This window comes from Streptomyces colwelliae (assembly GCF_048158785.1).
Taxonomy (GTDB): Bacteria; Actinomycetota; Actinomycetes; order Streptomycetales; family Streptomycetaceae; genus Streptomyces.
The window spans coordinates 1-19,382 of the sequence record NZ_JBLTJC010000194.1 but is presented as its reverse complement, the minus strand read 5'-3'; the positions used below and the strand labels follow the sequence as shown (position 1 = coordinate 19,382).

The following is a 19,382-nucleotide window of genomic DNA, read 5'->3' as shown; positions in this document are numbered from 1 at the left end:
GGCGGGGTTTCTGCGGGTGACCCGGCCCCGGCGGCTGCCGGGTGGAGCGGCGGGGCTCTCGTACCGGCCCGGTCGGCCGGCTTCCGGGCGGTCCGGTGTGTCGAAGAGCGAGTCGGGGCGCGGGGCGGACTGCTTGCCGCCGGTCTCCGGGCCGACCGGGTGGCGGGCGAAGGAGCGGTCCCAGTCGCCCTCGCCCATCACCAGCAGCGGGTCGAACATCACGACGACCCCGGCCAGCAGCAGGAAGATCGCCGGTCCCAACAGCATCGGAAGCAGAATGGAGTTGGCCGAGTCGCCCGTCCACGCTCCGCCGGTGCCGTGCAGATGGACACTCACCGCGGCCATGCCCGTGTAGTGCATCCCGGACACCGCCACGCCCATCACCAGGCTGGCGCCCAGGCTCGCCAGGAAGCCCCGGATGGAGACGGCCGCCCACAGGGCCGCCGTCGCGGCGACGATCGCGATCACCACGGAGAGCACGACCGTGCTGGTCCGGTACTCGATGTCGCCGTTCAACTCCAGGGCCGCCATGCCCAGATAGTGCATGGCGGCGACTCCTAATCCGGTGATGACGCCGGCCGCGGAGAGTGTCCCGGCGGTGGCGCCGCGGTAGCCCACGGCGAACACACCGATGCCGACCACGACGATCGCCACGGCCAGACTCAGCACCGTGAGGCCGACGTCGTAGCCGATCCGGGTCTCCTCGACCTGGAAGCCGATCATCGCGATGAAGTGCATAGTCCAGATGCCGCTGCCGATCGACGTCGCGCCGAGCGCGAGCCAACCCGCTTTCCACGATTGTCTGTTGTGCAGGGACCGCACCACGCAGCGCAGTCCCAGAGCCCCTCCCAGGCAGGCCATCAGATAGGCCGCCACCGGGGTCACCGCGCCATAGCGGAACCCGTCGATCGTGCCTTGCATGAGCCAACTCCCCCCAGAGTTGTGGCTTCTTGTGGGGGGAGTATGTACGGATCGGGCCCGGGGCGCGCAAGCCTTTCACATCAGCAGTCGATTAACTCTGCGCTTTCCGGGGTGCGGTCCGGCCGCATCGTGGGTGATACGGGGACAGAAGCGGTCAGGGCTGTTGCGGCTTCTCGCGGTCGATGAAGTCATTGGCCTTGTCCTGCGCCATGTCGACCTGCTTGGCGTGCTTGCCGCCCGTGCGCTTGTCGACCATGTCTCCCGCCCGTTCCACGCCTTGCTTGGCCTGGTCGGGGTGCTGGCCCAGCATTCCCTTGACCTTGTCCATGAACGACATGGCTGTCCTCCTTCGGACGTGCGTTGGCCCTCCCAGCATCCCCCCGCTTTCCGCATGCCGCATTTCGGGTGATTCCTGGGTTCAGGCGTGTACGAGAGGCTCGACCCCGTCGGTGTCCCGGGCCTCCCGGGTGCGGGACACGGCGAGCAGGAGTGCCTGGAAGACCGCTCCGGACAGGCCCACCCACAGGGCGAACCGATAGCTGACGTGGTCGGCGAGGAGTCCGCCCAGGGGTGCGCCGATCGCCACCATCCCCCAGTTGAACGAGCGGATCGTGGCGTTCATCCGTCCCCGCAGCCGCTCGGGCGTGACCGCCTGCCGGTAGCTCATCTCGACCGGGCTTTCGAGCGAGATGGCGCCCGAGACGACGAAGAACGCCAGTGACACCGAGACCAGGGCCCACGGTCCACGCTGGGCGAGGACCAGCGGCAGCCAGCCGACGGCGGCGACGAGACGGCCCGCGATCAGCACGGCGCCGACGTCGAACCGCCGTGCCGCGTGTGCGGAGAACGCGCCGCCGAGCACTCCACCGAGGCCCGCGCAGGCGTACGTCACGCCCAGGCCGAAGCCCCCGATCCTCAGCTCACGCAGCGCGAAGACCACGAAGACCGTGCTGACGACGGTGTTGAAGAGGAGCATCAGGTGCGAGGTGAGCGCGATGGACGCCAGGATCCGATGCCGGTAGACCCAGGCCACGCCCTCACGCAGTTCGGTGAGGAGACTACGCCGCGCGCCACGGTCGGGCACGGGGTCGTCGGCCCGCACGGTGGTGAGCAGCAGGCCGGACACCAGATAGCTGACGGCGTCCACGAGCACGGCGAGCGGCGCGCCGACCAGCTTGATCAGCACTCCGGCGATAAGCGGCCCGGTCGACCCGGCCGCCGCGTCGGCCTGTCCCACCCGGGCGTAGCCCGCGTTGAGGAGTTCCTTGGGGACCAGCTGCGGGACGTAGGAGTGGTTGGCGGCGTCGAAGAACAGACAGAGCAGCCCGAAGGCGAAGACACACGCGCAGAGTGCGGCGATGCTGAGCCGGTCCAGCGCGTACAGCAGCGGGATCGTGCCTAGGAGGACGGCCCTGCCGAGATCCATGGCCACCATGACCGGCTTGCGCCGGCAGCGGTCCACCAGCACCCCGGCCAGGAGCCCGAAGAGCAGATAGGGCGCCCAGCGGGCCGCGTTGACCAGACCCACCTCCGTGGCGGACGCGCTCAACGTGACGGCGGTGAGGATCTGCAGCGCCAGTCCGGTGATCTGTGAGCCGAACGACGAGATCGCGGAGGCGGTCCAGAAGCGTACGTACCCAGGAACGTCCACCAGGCGCGGCATGATCGGATCGTATCAAGTGACCGTTCCGCCACGGCAGTTGTGCCACCGGTCACGGCAGCACCGACGACGCCACCGCCCTTCCCGCGAGCAACGCGGCGACCGGATCGGCGGCCTCGTCCAGTTCGATGAGGACCGTGCCGGCGCCGGGTGTACGGGACATCGCGTGGGCCCAGCCCTTCCAGTCGACGATGCCCGAGCCCAACTCGGCCATGTAGGGCTGCTGTTGGGCGAAGACCGTCTCGTCGATGGTGAGTTCCACGTCGATGGGCCGGACCGCGTCCTTCCAGTGCGCCAGGGCGACGCGTCGCGCGTGACGGCGGGCCACGGCCACCGGATCGCCACCGCCGAGCGCGATGTGGCAGGAGTCGGGGCACAGCCAGACGTAGCGCGGATCGGTGAAGGACATGAACAGGTCGATGTCGCGCTCGTACCAGAGCGTGCTGTTGGACTCGGTGTGGAAGGCGAGCCGCACACCCTGCCGCGCGACGGCCTCGCCCACCGCGTGGGCGATGTCGGCCATGCGGGTCATGTACGGGGCGTCGACGAAGAGGGGCGGCCGGGTCCCGAACGTCGTGCGCATGGGGAGTCCCGCGACGAGGAGTTCGGCCCCCACGTCGACGAGGAAGGCCGCGCGCCGTTCGGCGTCGGCGACGATCGCGGGCAGGTTGCCGGCGTCCCGCCAGTCGGGGCTGTCCTCCCCGGCGACGAACGCGCTCACGACGGCCAGCCCACGGGACACCAGCTCGCGGCGGAAGCCCTGCGCGCTGCCGAAGGCCCGCAGCGCCGACTCGATGTCGCCCGGCGCGAAGGTGAGTTCGATGCCCGTGACGCCGGCCTCGTCCAGTGCGTCCATCACCCGCGCCCAGAAGCGCTCGGGGTGCGCGAGAGCCCACGCGCGTACCGCGTCCGCGGAGGGGAGACCCCAGAAGTCCGGGTGGTAGAAGGTGACGACGTCGGTCGCGAAGCGCGGGGTCATGCCGTGCCTCCGCGTGCGTTGTAGACGACGACGCCGTCCGCCTCGTCGACTGCCTTGCGGTAGTTCCGGAACACGGCCAGCGCCTCGTCCCGGAGCACATCTCCTACGACGTCGATGCCCCGTGCCGCGAACTGCCCGGCCCAGTCCGCGCCGAGCGGGCCCTCGTCGAACGTGGTGATCTCCTCCAGCTCCGGGCCCTCGCCCGCGACCACCAGACCGCGCACCCCGGACCACAGGGTGGCGCCGTAACACTGGACGCAGGGGCGCCAGTTGACGACCAGTTCGTGGGTCGGGAGGCCGGTGGCGCCCAAATCCCAGCCCCCGGTGGCCATTTGGGCCAGACCGAGTGCCATGACCTCGGCGTGTGCGCTGGAGACTCCGGAGGCGAGAACGACGTTCACGCCCACGGAGACGATCCGGCCGGTGTCGCGCTCGGCGACGAGGGCCGCGAACGGACCGCCGTTGCCCTCCCGCCAGTTGCGGTCCGCGAGCCGGTGCACGAGGCGCATCCGGTCCTCGCGGCCGGGGACGACGGCGGGCACGTCGGCCAGCTCGTCGTCGATCCACGCCGGCAGCGCCACGCGGTATTCCTTCACGATGTCGATCACGATCGGGCTTCCTTCACGTCCGGGTTTCCTCTCAGTGCGCGGCGAGCGGCGCGGTGCGGGTGGTGACGGCCCGGGCGGCCCGTACGGCCGTCACCGCGCCGGTCAGCGTCACGTTGGCGGCCATCGGCGTGGGGATCACGCCGGTGCCCGCGACATACAGGTTGTCGAAGCCCCACACCCGGCCGTCCGGGTCGCACACACTGGTCCCGTCGTCGGCGGTGCCCGACCTGACGGTGCCGGTCAGGTGCAGGGACGAGCCGGGCGGGAGCAGGGCGAGTTCGGTGGCGGGGTCGAAGGGGCCGAACTCCTCGGCCAGCGAACGGACTTCGGCGAGTCCCCGGTCGATCAGCGCGCGGTCGGTGTCCGTGTAGGCGAACTCGACGCCGATACGCGGCAGTCCGGCGAGATCGGTCTCCGACTCCGAGAAGACGAGCCGGTGTTCGGGACGTGACTCGACGGGGACGAGCAGCGCCAGGCCCACGGCGTGGGCGAGGGGCCGGCCGTGCTCGTCGACGTACGTCCGGTTCATGATCTGGCCGTGGAACGGCTGCGCCGACCCGTTCTGCGGCAGCCACAGCGAGTCCGTGCTGAACTCGCCGGTGCGGGGGAGCGGCAGATCGTCCAGCGAGATCCCGAACCGGTCCAGATCCAGGAGGACTTGGGCGGTGATGAACGCGTGCTCGTTGAGGTGGCGGCCCAGCGCTTCGGGACGGATGCCCGAGGCGAACAGCAGTTGCGGGGTGCGCAGCGCGTCGGCGCACACGATCACCGTGTCCGCGCGGAGTTCGGACTCCGTGCCGTCGGCGACGCGGCGCAGCCGGGCGCCGGTGGCCCGGCCGTCCGAGACGAGCAGCCGGGTCGCAAGGGTCCCCGTGAGCAGGGTGAACGCCGGGTCGCCGCCCGCCGCGATCGCCGGGAAGATCGTCCCCGGCGCCGTGCGCGGCATGGGGCCGGAGTCCGTCGCCGTGACGGCCATGGGCATCGGCTGCGGGCGCCGGTCGGCGGGTGCGGTGTCGTCGTAGCGGCGGCGCAGGATGTCGAGGACGGTCCGGCCGACCTCGGTCGGGCCGATGGGGGAGGGGGAGACGGCGAGCAGGCGGCGCGCGGTGTCCAGGTCGGTCGCCCAGCGGGCCGGGTCGCCGAAGTCGAAGACCTCGGGGCCGGCCGGCCACGGCGTCGCGGCGGTCCAGTGGACGCCCATGCCTCCCGCGTTCCAAGCGAACGCGGTCGCGGGCATCGCCTCGGCGTCCTCGCCGAAGGCCAGCGCGTGGAACATGCCGGGCGCCAGACCGGCCAGGCTGTCCGCGACCTCGCGCACCACCTCGGCACCGGTGTACATGCCCTGGACACCGGAGTCGACCCGCTCGTTGTACCGCGACCAGACGTCCGGATCGGCCACGTCGTGCAGATGCAGTCCCGGCGCCTCGCCGATCGCGCTGCCGCCGTCGACCATCGTGATGCCCAACCCCGGATCGCTCTCCCGCAGCAGCCGGGCCACCACGGAACCCATGATGCCGCTGCCCACGATGAGGACGTCGGTGTGCGGGGTGTCGGTCACAGGGAGACTCCAAAGTCGGTTGCTGTGGGGGGAGTTAGGAGCTGGGGACGAGCGGGCCGAACAGCTCGGTGTCCATGCGGTCGAGCGCCAGCTTCACGGCGCCGATCAGCGCGGCGTCGCGGCCCAGGCCGGTGGCGCGCAGCTCGATCGCGGGGGTACGGGCGACGCGCATCGCCTCGCGGACCCGGGGGAGCAGTACGTCGGCGGCGTCCTCCAGGCCGCCGCCGAGCACGATGAGCGAGGGCGCGACCGTCCACGACAGGGTGGTGAGGATGGAGGTGATGTTCTCGACGAACTCGTCGACCTCGGCGAGCGCTTCGGCGTCACCGGTGCGGGCCGCGTCGAAGCGCTCCAGCGCCACCTTCCGTTGGGCCGCCTCCGGTGAACTAAGCCAGGCCACCGGGCGGTCGGCGATCGTGCCGGTCGGGATCGACCGCGCCTCGACGATCTCGCCCGCCGCACCGTCCAGACCCCGGTGCACGGCACCCCGGATCAGGATGCCGAGACCGGTCCGGTTGCCGAGGATCGCCCACACGACGTTGTCGTGATCACCGGCCACACCCCGCCAACGCTCCGCCAGCGCACCGAGGTTGGAGTCGTTGTCCGCGAACCACGGGACCCTGACGCGCTGTTCGAGCTCCTTGGGCAGGTGCACACCTTCCCAGCGGGTGGTGTGGACCAGGCGTCGTACGACCCCCTCGTCGTCGATGGCGCCACCGGCCGCCACCGCGCCCGCGCGCAGCCGGTCCGGTGATCCGCCCGCGTCGTCGAGAGCCTCCCGCACCAGGGCCGCCGCGTCGTCGAGCGTGACCTGAGGGTCCTGGTAGGCGCGCAGCGGGCGGTGCGCCCGGCCGACGATCCGGCCGCGTACGTCGGCGATCACCGCGGAGGCGTCAGCGGTGTTGATGTAGACGGCCGCCAACAGGGCGTGCTCCGCGCGCAGTTCGTACCGCCGGGCCGGTCGCCCGGCACTGCCGCTGGTCGGGATCCGCTCCAACTCGGCCACCCAGCCCGCCTCGACGAGCGAGTCCAGGATCAGCTCGATGGTACGGCGGGACAGACCGGCCCCTTCGGCGAGCGCGGTCAGTGTCGTGGGCCCCGCGGACACCGCGAGCGCGCGCAGGACGACCGAGGTGTTGACGCGCCGCACGGCGCTCTGGTTCATGCCCGACATCAACACCCCTCCGCCTCCTCGGACTTGCCCAGTACGACGGGATCGAACACCCGGGTTGCGGGAGCGTGGACGATGGCCGTCATGAGCGTCACCGCATTCCCGATCCGGCGATGCCCTGCACGAAGTACCGCTGGAGGAACAGGAAGAGCACGAGGACCGGCAGCATCACGACGATCGCGCCGGCGAGGACAAGGCCGTAGTCGGTGACGTGCTGGGCCGCCTGGCTGGTGGCGGCGAGGCCGACCGGGAGGGTGTAACTCGCCGTGCTCTGGGCGACGATGAGCGGCCAGATGAAGTTGTTCCAGGAGTTCAGGAACGACATGATCGTGATCGTCGCGACCGCCGGACCGGCCAGCGGCAGGAAGATCCGGAAGAAGATCCGGAACTCGCCCGCGCCGTCGATGCGCGCCGCCTCCAGCAACTCGTCGGGCACCGACTGCGCGTACTGCCGCATGATGAACACCGACAGCGGCAGCGCCACGCCGGGCAGCGCGATCCCGGTGAGGGTGTCGGCGAGGCCCATGTCGACGGTGATCACGAACTGGGTGACGAACACCGTCGTGAACGGCACCATCATCGCCGCCATCACCGCGCCGAACGCGAGCCGTTTGCCCGCGAACTCCAGTTTGGCCAGAGCGTATCCGGCCGCCGACGCCGCCACGATGTTGCCGATCACCACCATGAGGGCGACCAGGACGCTGTTGGTGAGGAAGCGCCCGAAACCCTCGGTCCGGAACAGCCGCACGAAGTTGTCGAGCGTGACGTGCCGCGGCAGCCACGCGCCCGGGTCGGACCGGATCTCGTCGAGGCCACGCAGCGAGCCGCTGATCACCCAGAAGAAGGGCAGCAGGGTGAGCAGCGCGCACAGCGCCAACGCGCCGTAGAGCAGCGGGCGGGCAACCGACCGTGTGGGTACGGCGGTTCGGTCCTCGGCGGCGGCGGCGGCGGTCAGGTTGGCGTCGGCGTCGGCGTCGGTCAACGACGCGGCTACGGCGGTCATGTGCGGGGCCTCAGCAGTCGGAACTGGACGACACTCACCAGCAGCACGAGCAGCAGCATCACGAAGGACGCGGCCGAGGACATGCCCAGCTGGCCGGAGCCGAACTGGTGGTAGGTGTACAGCGACACGGACTCGGTGGATCCCAACGGGCCGCCGTCCGTGAGGAGATAGGGCTCGTCGAAGACCTGGAGGTAGAACACGGTCAGCAGCACCGACACCATGAGGGTGGTCGGGAGCAGCAGCGGGAGGGTGATGTGCCTCAACTGCCGCCATCTGCCCGCCCCGTCGAGCGCGGCGGCCTCGTACACGTCCTCCGGTACGGCCTGGAGCCCGGCGAGGAACAGGACCATCGCGGTGCCGAAGTTGCGCCAGACGCCGAGCAGGATCACCACGGGCATCGCGAGGTGCGGATCGTCCAGCCAGTTCGGCCCGGCGAAACCCGTCGCGGCCAGCGCCTTGTTGACGGTGCCGCCCGCGTTGAAGGCGTACTGCCAGATCAGCGCGACCGCGACGACGTTGGTGACGACCGGCGCGAAGAAGACCGTACGGAACACCCCGCGCAGCCGCCGGATCCCGGAGTTCAGCGCCACGGCCAGCGCGAAGCCGATCACCATCGTCAGCGGCACACCGACGGCGACGAAGACGCCGGTGTTCAGGATGTCCCGCAGGAAGGTCGGATCCTGGAACAGGCGCAGGTAGTTGTCCAGGCCGGTGAAGTCGACCGCGAGGGGATGGCGCAGGTCGGAGCCGCGCAGGTCGGTCAGGCTGAAGCCGAGCGCGGCCACCGTGGGGATCGCGGTGTAGAGCAGGAACACGACGGCGAACGGCGCGAGGAACAGCCAAGCGACCGCTGTACGGCGGGAGTTGCGTGCCCTGCTCCGCGCTCCGGGGACGAGCGTGCTGGTCATCCGCGGCTCACTCCGTGCCCGCGCCGAGGCTCTTGGCGTACGCCTGGACGCTCGCCGCGGCCTGCTCGGCGGTCTGGGTGCCCTTGGCCACGGTCTCCATCTCCTTGCCCAGCCGGGTGGCGACCTGCTGCCAATTGCCCACCTGGGGAAAGGCCTTGGTGTTCTTCAGCTGGGTGAGGAAGGCGTCGAGGAGCGGCTGCTTCTTGACGGCCGGAGCGTCCCAGGCGGAGATCACCGCCGGCAGCGAGCCGTACGCCGAGTACTGCGCGACCTGCGTGCTCGGCTTCGAGACGTAGCGGACGAACTTCCACGACGCGTCCGTGTTCCCGCTGTCCGCGAGGACGCCCCAAGTCCCCCCGGCGGAGAAGGATGTGCTGCCCGAGGAACCGGCCGGCAGCGGTGCCGTGGCGACATGGGCCGCCGTCCAGCCGGTCTGCTTCGCGGCGGTGTCGAGCTGCCCGAGCACCCATGGACCGGTGATCATCGTGGCCGTCCTGCCGGACACGAAGTACGGCTGCGCGTCGAGGAAGGTGGGCGTCGCGGTGTCGGCCGAACCCGAGGTGAAGAACGCCGCGTTGTACTTGAGCGCGTCGACCACCGCCGGTGTGTCGAGGGTCCAACTGCCGCCGGTCGAGAGGAGGTTGCCGCCCGCCTGCCAGGCGTACATCGCGACGTCCTGGCCGTTGAAGATGTCCCAGCCGTTGTCCGCCCCGAGGCCGTGCACGGCTCCGGCGCCCTTCAACGCCTTGAAGAACGGCACCATCTCGGCCCACGTGGTGGGTGCCTCGACGCCCGCTTTTTTGGCGAGGTCGGCGCGGTAGACGAGGGCGTACGTGTACGCGTACCAGGGCACCGTGTAGGCCACGTCCTTGACCAGCCCCGCGTCCCACAGGCTCGTGAAGAAGGCGCCGGAGTCGACGAGTCCGTCCGGCACCGGCTGGAGGATCGACGGGTCGAGGAACTGCGCCTGCGACTCGGGGAAGAACTGGGCCACATCGGGGCCCTTGCCCGCCGCGATCGCCGCCTGGAGTTTCGTGTAGTACTCGGAGTTCGGTATCAGCGTGAACTTCACGGTGACGTCCGGGTTCGCGGCCTTGAAGGGCTTGATCACCTTGTCGAGGACGTCGGCGTCGCCCTGCGCGGCCCAGACGTTGACCGTGCCGGTCGCCGCCTTGTCGTCGATCGACTTGGCGGAGGCCTTCGCGCCGGCGGTGGCGGTGTCGCCGCGCCCGCAGCCCGCGAGGGCGAGGGTGCCGAGCAGAGCGGTGCCGGCGGACAGTCTGAGGACGCCGCGGCGGGAGGGATCGGACACTCGGGGGCTCCTGTCTCATGGGGCGCTGAGGACAGTGAAGGGATTTTCGGGGAAAGCAGCGTTATCGGTCCGACGGCCGTAATGCGACTGTTGGGACCTCTGTGGCTGAGTGCGACGTTAGGAAGGGTCTGTTTCGCCGGCGTGGCTCAGCCGTCACGAATAATTTCGGAACTTGTAGCGAAATCCCTGACAGAGGGAAAACCCTTGAGTGACCCTGACCTGGGTGACATGGACGGGTCAACGCTGTCATCCTCCACGCAGCCACCCCCACGATTCCTCCACGGATTGGTCAAAGTTCCGCCGGTCCCGCACAGCTCAGCTCTTCCCGGACAGCAGACCCGGCTGTCCGGTCTGTCACCGGCCGCGCTCGCGGTCGTCGCAGTAGGAGTAAGAGTGAGACGCATCCCCCGCAAGCGGATGGCGGTAGGAGCCCTGGTCTCCACCGCCGCCTTCCTGGCTGTCGGCATCCAGTCGGTGCCCGCGACCGCGAAGCCCGCCTCCCCCCACCCGAGTGCGCTGCTCACCGGCAGCCTGGAGGCGAAGCTCACCCCGGCCCAGCGCACCGCCCTGGTGAAGAGCGCCACCGCGAACAGCACGACGACCGCCCGCACCCTCGGCCTCGGCGCCAAGGAGAAGCTGGTCGTCAAGGACGTCGTCAAGGACAACGACGGCACCGTCCACACCCGCTACGAGCGCACCTACGCCGGTCTCCCCGTCCTCGGCGGCGACCTCATCGTGCACACCCCGCCCGCCACCAAGGCGACCGGCACGGTGAGTGCGACCTTCAGCAACAAGCACACCCTCACGGTCCCCTCGACGACCCCGTCCTTCGCCAAGTCGGCCGCCGAGACCAAGGCTCTGACGACCGCCAAGGCCCTCGACGCCAAGGCGCCCAGCACCGACAGCGCCCGGAAGGTCATCTGGGCCGGCGACGGCACGCCGAAGCTCGCCTGGGAGACGGTGATCGGCGGGTTCCAGGACGACGGCACCCCGAGCCAGCTGCACGTCATCACCGACGCCACCAGCGGCAAGGAACTCTCCCGCTTCCAGGGCATCCAGACCGGCACCGGCAACACCCAGTACAGCGGCGCGGTCTCGCTGAGCACCACGCTGTCGGGTTCGACGTACCAGCTGTACGACACCACGCGCGGCGGTCACAAGACGTACAGCCTGAACAACGCCACGTCCGGCACCGGCACCCTGATGACGGACGCGGACGACGTGTGGGGCACCGGCGCGGGCTCCAACACCCAGACCGCGGGCGCCGACGCGGCCTACGGCGCCCAGACGACCTGGGACTTCTACAAGAACACCTTCGGCCGCAGCGGCATCAAGAACGACGGCGTGGCCGCCTACTCGCGCGTCCACTACAGCACGGCGTACGTCAACGCCTTCTGGGACGACAGCTGCTTCTGCATGACGTACGGCGACGGCACCAGCAGCACCCACGCGCTGACCTCGCTGGACGTGGCCGGCCACGAGATGAGTCACGGCGTCACCTCCAACACCGCCGGGCTCAACTACACCGGTGAATCAGGGGGGTTGAACGAGGCGACCTCCGACATCTTCGGCACCGGTGTCGAGTTCTACGCCAACAACAGCAGTGACGTCGGTGACTACCTCATCGGCGAGAAGATCGACATCAACGGCGACGGCACGCCGCTGCGTTACATGGACAAGCCGAGCAAGGACGGCGGCTCCGCGGACAGTTGGTACTCCGGCGTCGGCAACCTTGACGTCCACTACTCCTCGGGCCCGGCGAACCACATGTTCTACCTGCTCTCCGAGGGCAGCGGCACCAAGGTCATCAACGGCACCACCTACACCAGCACCACCTCCGACGGCGTGGCCGTCGCCGGGATCGGCCGGGCCGCGGCTCTGCAGATCTGGTACAAGGCGCTGACGACGTACATGACGTCCACCACCAACTACGCCTCCGCCCGCACCGCCGCGCTCAGCGCCGCAGGCGCGCTGTACGGCACGACGTCCGCCCAGTACGCGGGAGTCGGCAACGCCTTCGCCGGCATCAACGTCGGCAGCCACATCACCGTGCCGACCACGGGCGTCACGGTCACCAACCCGGGCAGCCAGTCCTCCACCGTCGGTACGGCGGTGAGCCTGGGGATCACGGCCAGCAGCACCAACAGCGGCACCCTGACGTACGCCGCGACCGGACTGCCGACCGGCCTGTCGATCAGCAGCTCCACGGGCGCCATCACCGGCACCCCGACGACAGCGGGCACGTACAGCACCACCGTGACCGTCACCGACAGCACAGGGGCGACCGGTACCGCGGCCTTCACCTGGACCGTCAGTTCCAGCGGCGGGGGCGGCAGTTGCACCTCGACGCAGCTGCTGGGCAACGCGGGCTTCGAGTCGGGCGCCACCACCTGGACCGCTACCAGCGGGGTCATCACCACCGACACCGGCGAGGCCGCCCGCACCGGTTCGTACAAGGCCTGGCTCGACGGCTATGGGTCGACCCACACCGACACGCTGTCCCAGTCGGTGACGATCCCGAGCGGCTGCACGGGGACGACGTTCACCTTCTACATCCACATCGACACGGCTGAGACCACCACCAGCACGGCTTACGACAAGCTGACGGTCACCGCCGGATCGACCACGCTCGCCACGTACTCGAACCTCAACAAGGCCACCGGGTACGTCGCGAAGTCCTTCAGCCTGTCGGCCTTCGCGGGCACCACGGTCGCCCTGAAGTTCAGCGGCGTCGAGGACTCCTCGCTCCAGACCAGCTTCGTCATCGACGACACAGCCGTCACGACCAGCTGATCCGCTTCACCTGCTCCGTCCGGCACCCCGCACGCGCCCCCAGGCGTGCGGGGTGTCCGGTTTCCTCAGCTCAGCGGGTCCAGCGTCAGATAGGCCTGCTGCGGGTTGCCGTCGTTCACCAGGGACTCCTGGGCGCCGACGTCGTCGAACGCGAACGCGTACGCCTTGCCGTCGGCCATCTGCGCGTGGATCTTGCGGGCGTAGTGGTTGGTCACCGTGTCCACGTAGAAGTTCGCCGTGGTGGTGTCCGGCTGGTTGGGGTTGACCAGGAGCGTGGAACGGTTGAAGCCCGCGCACAGCGTGCGTGAAATCGGGCCGCGCACCAGGTCGTTGGGGGCGTCGAGGTACTTGGCGCAGCCGAAGATGCTGGCCGCGTCCGGCTTCTGGAAGGTCGTCACGACCGCCCCGGAGCTGTTGGTGAAGTTCATGACGTTGCCCGACACCCGGCCGTAGTACTTGGTGTTCGGCTGGTCGGCGAACGGCGTCACGGTCAGCGTCGACGACGTGTACTTCGACCAGACACGGTTGATGTAGTCGTCCATCACGGTGCTCGGCAGGGCGCCCGTCTCGATCCCGTACGTCGGTGAGAGCGCTCGCAGAACCGTGCCGTCGGACCGGGTCTGGATCAGGTTGGCCCAGCCGCCCGGCTGTCCGCGCAGCGCGTTGAAGAACCCGGTGTAACCACCCGACTTGAGATGCCCGGTGGAGGCCGTGCTCCCGTCGGACCGCTGCACCCCGACCGCGTACGGCGCGGAGAACATGTCCACCTGGGTGCTGTTGATCCACAGCCCGGAGTCGTTCAGCGTGTACTCGGACCAGTTGAAGAGGATGTTGCGGTTCGGGTCGGTCGGGTTCTGCACCGCCGGCTGCACCAGACCGCCGGTGGTCAGCTTGAACACCAGCTTCTGGCCGTACGAGAAGTAGATGCGGCCGGAGAACTTGGGGATCCGGATGGTGCTGGACTGCCCGGCCGCCGGGCCCGCGATCGACGCGTCCGGCGCCGGGGTGGGCGGGTTGCCACCGGCGGGCCAGGCGTGGAACGTGCCGTTGGCGTCGGCCCAACCCTGTTGGCCGGTGGCCAGGTTGGTGCCCAGGTTGTAGACGTAGACCGCGTCACCGCGGCCCGAGTTGTTGGTGATCTTCAGCGGGATCGTGGCGGGCACCGCGGCGTCCGCCGTCAGCGGTGTGGCCAGCGCGAGCATGGTGGCCACCGCGGTCGCGGCGCCCAGTCGGCGCAGGAGTCTGGCGAGCACTACTCACCTCCGTGTGGGGGGTGTACGAAAATTGGTCCGTACCTATGTGAGAGCGCTCTCAGAGTCGCGCCGAGGCGCGGGCATGTCAATGAGTTGAACGAAAGGTGCCCACGGCAACTCGCGCCGTGGGCACCCGCGTTGAATCAGTGAAAGCGGCCTGTCGATCAGAACGTGCGGTCCAGCAGGTCGAGCAGCGCGACCCAGTGACGCTCGTCGGCCTCCGCGTCGTACGCCGAGGTGTCGGCCTGCGTGTAGCCGTGGTGCGCGCCCGGGTAGACCTCGCAGCGGTGCCGGACACCGGCCGCGGTGAGCGCGTCCTCGAACCGCTTGATCTGGTCCTCGGGCATCGAGGGATCCTGGTCGGCGTGGCCGAAGTACAGCTCGGCGGTGATGCGTTCGGCGGCCAGGTGCGGGCTGTCCGGGTCGTCGGTGGCCAGCCGTCCGCCGTGGAAGCCGGCCGCGGCCGCCACCCGGTCCGGGTAGGCGCCGGCGGTGTACAGCGCCAGCCGGGCACCCATGCAGTACCCGGTGATCGCGACCGGCCCGTCGGCGACCAGCGGGGACTCGGCCAGCCAGCGCAGATAGGCACCGGCGTCCCGCTCGATCAGTTCGGGATGCCGGGCCAGCCCCATGATCAGCGGGCCGACCTTCTCGAAGATCTCCGGACGCCCGTCGTGATCGATGAATTCGGGCAGCTCGACCACGGGGGCACGCCCCTGCCGGTAGAACACGTTCGGCACCAGGACCGTGTAACCCGCCTCGGCCAGCCGGTCGGCCATGGACTTGAGGTGCGGGCGCAGCCCGAAGGCGTCCTGGTAGAGCAGCACGGCCGGATGGGGAAGCCCGTCGCCGGGATGCGCCAGATAGGCGTCGGCGACGCCGTCCTCGGTGGGGATGTCCACGGCTGTGCCCTGTACAGCGGTCATGGCGGGGGTGCCTCCGTGCGGATCGGCGCCGGACCGCCTGCCGGCCCGGCGCGGCGTGTTCCGATCATCGTGGCACGCCTGCCCATGGCCCCTCCGCCGGGGTCACTCGAAGCCGAACGGGGTCACTCGAAGCGGGAGACGTCCCCCGCGCCCTTGCGGACGATCTCGGCCTCGCCGTTCGAGAAGTCGATGACGGTCGTCGGTTCCGTGCCGCAGTCCCCGGAGTCGACCACCGCGTCCAGCACGTGGTCGAGCAGGTCCTTGATCTCCCAGCCCTGGGTCATCGGCTCCTCCTCGTCGGGCAGGAGCAGGGTGCTGGACAGCAGCGGCTCGCCCAGCTCGGCCAGCAGTGCCTGGGTGACGACGTGGTCGGGGATGCGTACGCCCACGGTCTTCTTCTTCGCGTGCAGCAACTGGCGCGGCACCTCCTTCGTCGCCGGGAGGATGAACGTGTAACTGCCGGGCGTGGAGGCCTTGATGGCGCGGAACACGTCGTTGTCGATGTGCACGAACTGGCCCAGCTGGGCGAAGTTCTGGCACACCAGCGTGAAGTGGTGCCGGTCGTTCAGCTGCCGGATCGTCTTGATCCGCTCCAGGCCGTCGCGGTTGCCCAGCTGGCAGCCCAGCGCGTAGCAGGAGTCGGTCGGGTACGCGATCAGCGCACCCGAGCGCACACTGTCCGCGACCTGGGAGATGGTGCGGGGCTGCGGATTGTCCGGATGCACGTCGAAGTACTTGGCCACCCGCCGAGCTTATGCCGTGCCCGCGCGGGTCGCCGCACGGGCCCGTTGCCACCCGTCGGTCCGGTGGGGTGTACCCCGGCGAATCAGGGGAAGCCGACGAGAGCGCTCGGGTCTCTCCCCCGAACCCGGGCAGGACTAGCTCCGCCCGCGGCCCACCTCCGGGGCCGCGGCGGGGCGGTTCCACGCTCTTGGAATGCGGTTCTCAGCTCTTAGATCGCTGACCCGCGCAGCCGTACCGGCACTTCCCGCCAGCCGAAGGCGATGAACGACGGCACCTGACGCAGTTCGTCCGCTGCTACGGCGAGCCGGGCGTCCGGGAAGCGGTCGAAGAACGCGGGCAGCGCGGTGAGGGCCTCCACGCGGGCGAGCGGGGCTCCGATGCAGCGGTGCACGCCGATGCCGAACGACAGGTGGTCGTCGGCTCCGCGGGCCGCGTCGAAGACGTCCGCGTCCGGGCCGTAGTGCGCGGGATCGAGCCCGGCCGCGGCGTACGTGGTGATGATGGCGTCGCCGGCCGGGACGGTGACGTCCCCGACGGTGAGGTCACCGACCGCGAACCGCAGCGGCAGCGACGCGATGGACGGGTGGACGCGCAGCGTCTCGTCGACGACCGCGTCCCAGCCGATCTTCCCGGCGCGCACGTCCGCCAGTTGCTCGGGGCGCTTGAGCAGCGCGACGATCGCGTTGCCGATGAGGTTGACCGTCGTCTCGAAGCCCGCTCCGATCACCAGCAGCAGCGTGTACAGCAGTTCCTCGTCGCTGAGCCGGTCGCCGTCCTCGTCCCGGACCCGGATCAGTTCGGTGGTGAGGTCGTCGCCGGGGTGCTCGCTGCGGTGGGCGATCAGCGCGGGCAGCACCGTGCCGATCTGCTGCTGCACGAACGCCGCGTGCTCCGGGGACGGGTCCGAGGTGTCCATGATGGCCGCGATCAGCCGCCCGGTGTCGTCCACCAACTCGTCGGGCACACCGAACAGTTCGCAGATGATCCGCATCGGCAGGGGATGGGCGAGGGCCGCTCTGATGTCGACCACCTCGGCGTCGTCGGACGCCACCGCGTCGAGCAGCTCGGTCGTGATCGCCTCCACCCGGGTGCGCATCGCCTCGGTGCGCCGGTGGGTGAAACTGGGCGCGACGAGTTTGCGCAGGCGGGCGTGGTCGGTGCCGTAGGTGGAGAGCATGTTGATCACGCCGACCCAGCCCAACACCCAGCCCCAGGAGGGGTGTTCGCCGATCTCGGACCACAGGTTCCAGTGCAGCCGGGGGTCCTTGCTGACCTGCGGGTCGAGGATCAGTTCCTTCAGGGTGTCGTAGCCGGTGGGGGCCCAGGCGGGGATGCCGCCGGGCAGTTCGACGGGCACGATCGGGCCGAGGGCACGCAGCTTGGCGCTCTCGGCGGCCATGTCGGCGCCGAACGGGTCGAGGGCGATGCGGTCGGACACGGTCACGACGGGTCTCCTGGCTGGTCGGGGGAGCGCGGGCTGAACCGGACGGGCAGCGAGGTGAGCGAGCGATGGAAGGGGCCGGGACGCCAGGTCAACTCCGCGCGCGGTACGACGGGTTCGAGGTCCGGCAGCCACAGGGTGAGCCGCTCGATCGCCTCCGTCGCGATGAGCAGCGTGTGCTGCTTGACCGGGCAGGCGTGCGGACCCGCCGACCACGACAGGTGCGAGGCGTCGTTCGGATGCCGGCCACTGACGACCTCCTGCTCGGCGAAGTGCGCGAGCGCGCCGTACGAGACGACGACCGGGATCGCGGGCCTGATCCACGCGCCGTGGAACGTCACGGGTGAACGGGCGTAGTGGATCCCGTAGTTGGCGAGCGGGGTCTCGTGGTGCAGGACCTCCACCACGGCGTCCATGACCGGACGGGCGCCACTGGTCAGCGTGGAGTAGTAGACCGAGGTGCCGAGGATGCGGGACAGGGCGTTGGACACCAGGTTCGCGGTCGGTTCGTGGCCCGCGCCCAGGGTGAGGAACACCTGCCAGGCGACCTCCTCCGGGGTCAGCCCCGCCGGATGGTCGAGCAGCCAGCTCGGCAGGTCGTCGCCGCGCAACTCGGCCTTCGCGGCGATCAGTTCGAGGACGTATCCGCCGAACTCGGCCTCGCCCTCGGCCGCTTGGGCGCCGCCTTCCATCATCATGCCCAGCGCCCGGTCCAGCCGCGCGCTCTGGCTGTCGGGCAGTCCGAACAGGCTGTTGAACACCAGAGCCATCAGCGGCCTGGCGAACTCGCCCACCAGATCGGCCTCTCCGCGCGGCCCGATCCGGCTCACCAGCACATGCACCGCGCGGTGCACCCGGGCCCGCAGGTCGTGCGGCTCGATCCGGTCGAAGGTGTCGATCAGCGAGGCACGGTAGCGGACGTGCGCGGTGCCGTCCGAGAACAGGGAGTTGGGCCGCCAGCGCATCATCCCCAGGACCGGCGAGTCCTCGGCGACCGTCGACTCCCAGGGCCGGGGATCGTGCGAGAACGTGTCGGTGTCGCGCAGCAGCTCCAGCGCGGCCCGCCGCTCGGTGACGACGTACGCCGGTACGCCCGGGGCGAGTTCGGCCCAGCCGACCGGTCCCTGGGCGCGCAGGGCGGCGTAGTAGCCGTAGGGATCCAGCGCGAAGCCGTCCTCCCACAGGCGGACGGGTCGGGTGGGGCCGGTGGGGGAAGTGGTGGTCACCGGTGCTCCGGAGGGTCGCGGTCGATCAGATGCTGGACCAGGGCGAGCAGCGCGTCGAGGGACGAGTCCGCGTCCCGGGCGTCACAGGTCACCAGCGGCGTGCCGGGCTCCAAGTCGAGGGCGGCGCGCAGCTGTTGCTCGGTGTGGTGCCGGGGCGCGTCCGGGAAGGTGTTGAAGGCGACGGCGTAGGGCAGCCCGCTCTCCTCCACCAGCCCGAGCACGTCGAACGAGGCGTCGACGCGGCGGCTGTCGACCAGGACGAGCGCCCCGAGCGCGCCGTACGCGATGTCGTCCCACAGGGCCCGGAACCGCTCCTGCCCGGGCGTGCCGAACAGATACAGCACGATCCCGCCCGGCAGGCTGATCCGCCCGAAGTCGATCGCGACGGTCGTCGTCGACTTCTCCCGCACCCCGTCGAGATCGTCCACATGGACGGACGCCTCGCTGAGCCGTTCCTCGGTGTGCAGCGGCCGGATCTCCGACACGGAGTCGATGAGGGTCGTCTTGCCCACCCCGAAGGGTCCCGCGATCAGGATCTTGACCAACTCGCGTGCTGTGTCCGGCAGATGGATGCCGCTGGTGGTGCTGCCGCTAGTGGTGCTTGAGGGCGCGTAGGCCATCTGCGACTCTCTTCAGCAGGTCGGGGTCGAAGCGTTCGGCGGGCGGGATCGGGGCACGGGCGAGGACCAGGCTCAGATCGACGAGACCGGCGGCCAGGACGCGCACCGCGGACACGGGCAGCTCCAGCAGGGCCGCCGCCTCCAGCACCGTCAGCGAACCGCCGTACAGGGCGTCCAGCAGGGCGAGTTGAGCCGCGGGCAGGTCGGCGGGGCGCGCGCCCACAACAACGGCTGTGTTGGGTCGTCGAGGATGTGGGTC

18 protein-coding genes are annotated in these 19,382 nt (G+C 70.0%); 1 reads left to right on the top strand and 17 read right to left on the bottom strand.

Features of this window, described 5'->3' with window-relative positions; translation table 11 throughout:
• From ACNFOC_RS32420 to ACNFOC_RS32375, 10 genes are all read right to left on the bottom strand, one after another.
• Positions 1–921: MHYT domain-containing protein (locus ACNFOC_RS32420; protein ID WP_416962605.1), on the bottom strand; the 921-nt coding region annotated here is incomplete at its 3' end.
• A gap of 154 nt (positions 922–1,075) precedes the next feature.
• Entirely contained in the window at positions 1,076–1,258 is a 183-nt protein-coding gene (locus tag ACNFOC_RS32415; protein ID WP_019056963.1) for an antitoxin, read from the bottom strand.
• A gap of 81 nt (positions 1,259–1,339) precedes the next feature.
• Positions 1,340–2,584: an MFS transporter gene (locus ACNFOC_RS32410; protein ID WP_416962604.1), complete on the bottom strand. Its 1,245-nt coding sequence runs from the start codon at positions 2,582–2,584 to the stop codon at positions 1,340–1,342.
• Positions 2,585–2,633: 49 nt separating this feature from the next.
• Entirely contained in the window at positions 2,634–3,560 is a 927-nt protein-coding gene (locus tag ACNFOC_RS32405; protein ID WP_416962603.1) for a sugar phosphate isomerase/epimerase family protein, read from the bottom strand.
• Positions 3,557–4,168, bottom strand: coding sequence for a nucleoside deaminase (locus tag ACNFOC_RS32400; RefSeq protein ID WP_416962602.1), 612 nt, complete (start codon positions 4,166–4,168; stop codon positions 3,557–3,559). Before ACNFOC_RS32400 ends, ACNFOC_RS32405 begins: the two co-directional genes overlap by 4 nt.
• 31 nt (positions 4,169–4,199) lie before the next feature.
• Positions 4,200–5,726 (bottom strand): GMC oxidoreductase, encoded by a 1,527-nt coding sequence (locus tag ACNFOC_RS32395; RefSeq protein ID WP_416962601.1) that lies wholly within the window; start codon positions 5,724–5,726, stop codon positions 4,200–4,202.
• Positions 5,727–5,760: 34 nt separating this feature from the next.
• A complete protein-coding gene (locus ACNFOC_RS32390) occupies positions 5,761–6,891 on the bottom strand; it encodes an ROK family transcriptional regulator (protein ID WP_416962607.1) in 1,131 nt (376 codons plus the stop codon).
• Between the two features lie 97 nt (positions 6,892–6,988).
• Complete coding sequence (locus ACNFOC_RS32385) at positions 6,989–7,900, bottom strand: carbohydrate ABC transporter permease (RefSeq protein WP_416962600.1); 912 nt, start codon at positions 7,898–7,900, stop codon at positions 6,989–6,991.
• Positions 7,897–8,808, bottom strand: a complete 912-nt coding sequence (locus ACNFOC_RS32380; RefSeq protein ID WP_416962599.1) for a carbohydrate ABC transporter permease — start codon at positions 8,806–8,808, stop codon at positions 7,897–7,899. The genes ACNFOC_RS32385 and ACNFOC_RS32380 overlap by 4 nt, the downstream gene beginning before the upstream one ends.
• Before the next feature lie 7 nt (positions 8,809–8,815).
• Positions 8,816–10,120: an extracellular solute-binding protein gene (locus ACNFOC_RS32375; protein ID WP_416962598.1), complete on the bottom strand. Its 1,305-nt coding sequence runs from the start codon at positions 10,118–10,120 to the stop codon at positions 8,816–8,818.
• A 393-nt stretch (positions 10,121–10,513) separates the two neighbouring features.
• Here ACNFOC_RS32375 and ACNFOC_RS32370 point away from each other — a divergent pair, with 393 nt between their 5' ends.
• Positions 10,514–12,913 (top strand): M4 family metallopeptidase, encoded by a 2,400-nt coding sequence (locus tag ACNFOC_RS32370; RefSeq protein WP_521985706.1) that lies wholly within the window; start codon positions 10,514–10,516, stop codon positions 12,911–12,913.
• Positions 12,914–12,978: 65 nt separating this feature from the next.
• On the opposite strand, the gene ACNFOC_RS32365 is transcribed toward ACNFOC_RS32370, so the two are convergent.
• The 7 genes from ACNFOC_RS32365 to ACNFOC_RS32335 form a co-directional block, all read right to left on the bottom strand.
• A complete protein-coding gene (locus ACNFOC_RS32365; protein ID WP_416962597.1) occupies positions 12,979–14,166 on the bottom strand; it encodes a glycoside hydrolase family 64 protein in 1,188 nt (395 codons plus the stop codon).
• A 164-nt stretch (positions 14,167–14,330) separates the two neighbouring features.
• Positions 14,331–15,092, bottom strand: a complete 762-nt coding sequence (locus ACNFOC_RS32360; RefSeq protein ID WP_416962596.1) for a dienelactone hydrolase family protein — start codon at positions 15,090–15,092, stop codon at positions 14,331–14,333.
• Between the two features lie 122 nt (positions 15,093–15,214).
• Positions 15,215–15,835 (bottom strand): L-threonylcarbamoyladenylate synthase, encoded by a 621-nt coding sequence (locus ACNFOC_RS32355; RefSeq protein ID WP_019056951.1) that lies wholly within the window; start codon positions 15,833–15,835, stop codon positions 15,215–15,217.
• 209 nt (positions 15,836–16,044) lie between these two features.
• Positions 16,045–17,280 (bottom strand): cytochrome P450 family protein, encoded by a 1,236-nt coding sequence (locus ACNFOC_RS32350; protein ID WP_416962595.1) that lies wholly within the window; start codon positions 17,278–17,280, stop codon positions 16,045–16,047.
• Positions 17,277–18,503, bottom strand: a complete 1,227-nt coding sequence (locus tag ACNFOC_RS32345) for a cytochrome P450 family protein (protein WP_416962594.1) — start codon at positions 18,501–18,503, stop codon at positions 17,277–17,279. Before ACNFOC_RS32345 ends, ACNFOC_RS32350 begins: the two co-directional genes overlap by 4 nt.
• Positions 18,500–19,123, bottom strand: coding sequence for a GTP-binding protein (locus ACNFOC_RS32340; RefSeq protein ID WP_416962593.1), 624 nt, complete (start codon positions 19,121–19,123; stop codon positions 18,500–18,502). The genes ACNFOC_RS32345 and ACNFOC_RS32340 overlap by 4 nt, the downstream gene beginning before the upstream one ends.
• Positions 19,095–19,382, bottom strand: a 288-nt coding sequence (locus ACNFOC_RS32335; RefSeq protein ID WP_416962592.1) for a DUF742 domain-containing protein, incomplete at its 5' end; no start/stop codon positions are given. The genes ACNFOC_RS32335 and ACNFOC_RS32340, both read right to left, overlap by 29 nt.

Excerpts from the sequence above, each read along its gene's own strand:
- ACNFOC_RS32340 (WP_416962593.1), bottom strand. The coding sequence starts at position 19,123 with ATGGCCTACGCGCCCTCAAGCACCACTAGCGGCAGCACCACCAGCGGC.
- ACNFOC_RS32410 (WP_416962604.1), bottom strand. The coding sequence starts at position 2,584 with ATGCCGCGCCTGGTGGACGTTCCTGGGTACGTACGCTTCTGGACCGCC.
- ACNFOC_RS32385 (WP_416962600.1), bottom strand. The coding sequence starts at position 7,900 with ATGACCGCCGTAGCCGCGTCGTTGACCGACGCCGACGCCGACGCCAAC.
- ACNFOC_RS32415 (WP_019056963.1), bottom strand. The coding sequence starts at position 1,258 with ATGTCGTTCATGGACAAGGTCAAGGGAATGCTGGGCCAGCACCCCGAC.
- ACNFOC_RS32380 (WP_416962599.1), bottom strand. The coding sequence starts at position 8,808 with ATGACCAGCACGCTCGTCCCCGGAGCGCGGAGCAGGGCACGCAACTCC.
- ACNFOC_RS32390 (WP_416962607.1), bottom strand. The coding sequence starts at position 6,891 with ATGAACCAGAGCGCCGTGCGGCGCGTCAACACCTCGGTCGTCCTGCGC.
- ACNFOC_RS32405 (WP_416962603.1), bottom strand. The coding sequence starts at position 3,560 with ATGACCCCGCGCTTCGCGACCGACGTCGTCACCTTCTACCACCCGGAC.
- ACNFOC_RS32360 (WP_416962596.1), bottom strand. The coding sequence starts at position 15,092 with ATGACCGCTGTACAGGGCACAGCCGTGGACATCCCCACCGAGGACGGC.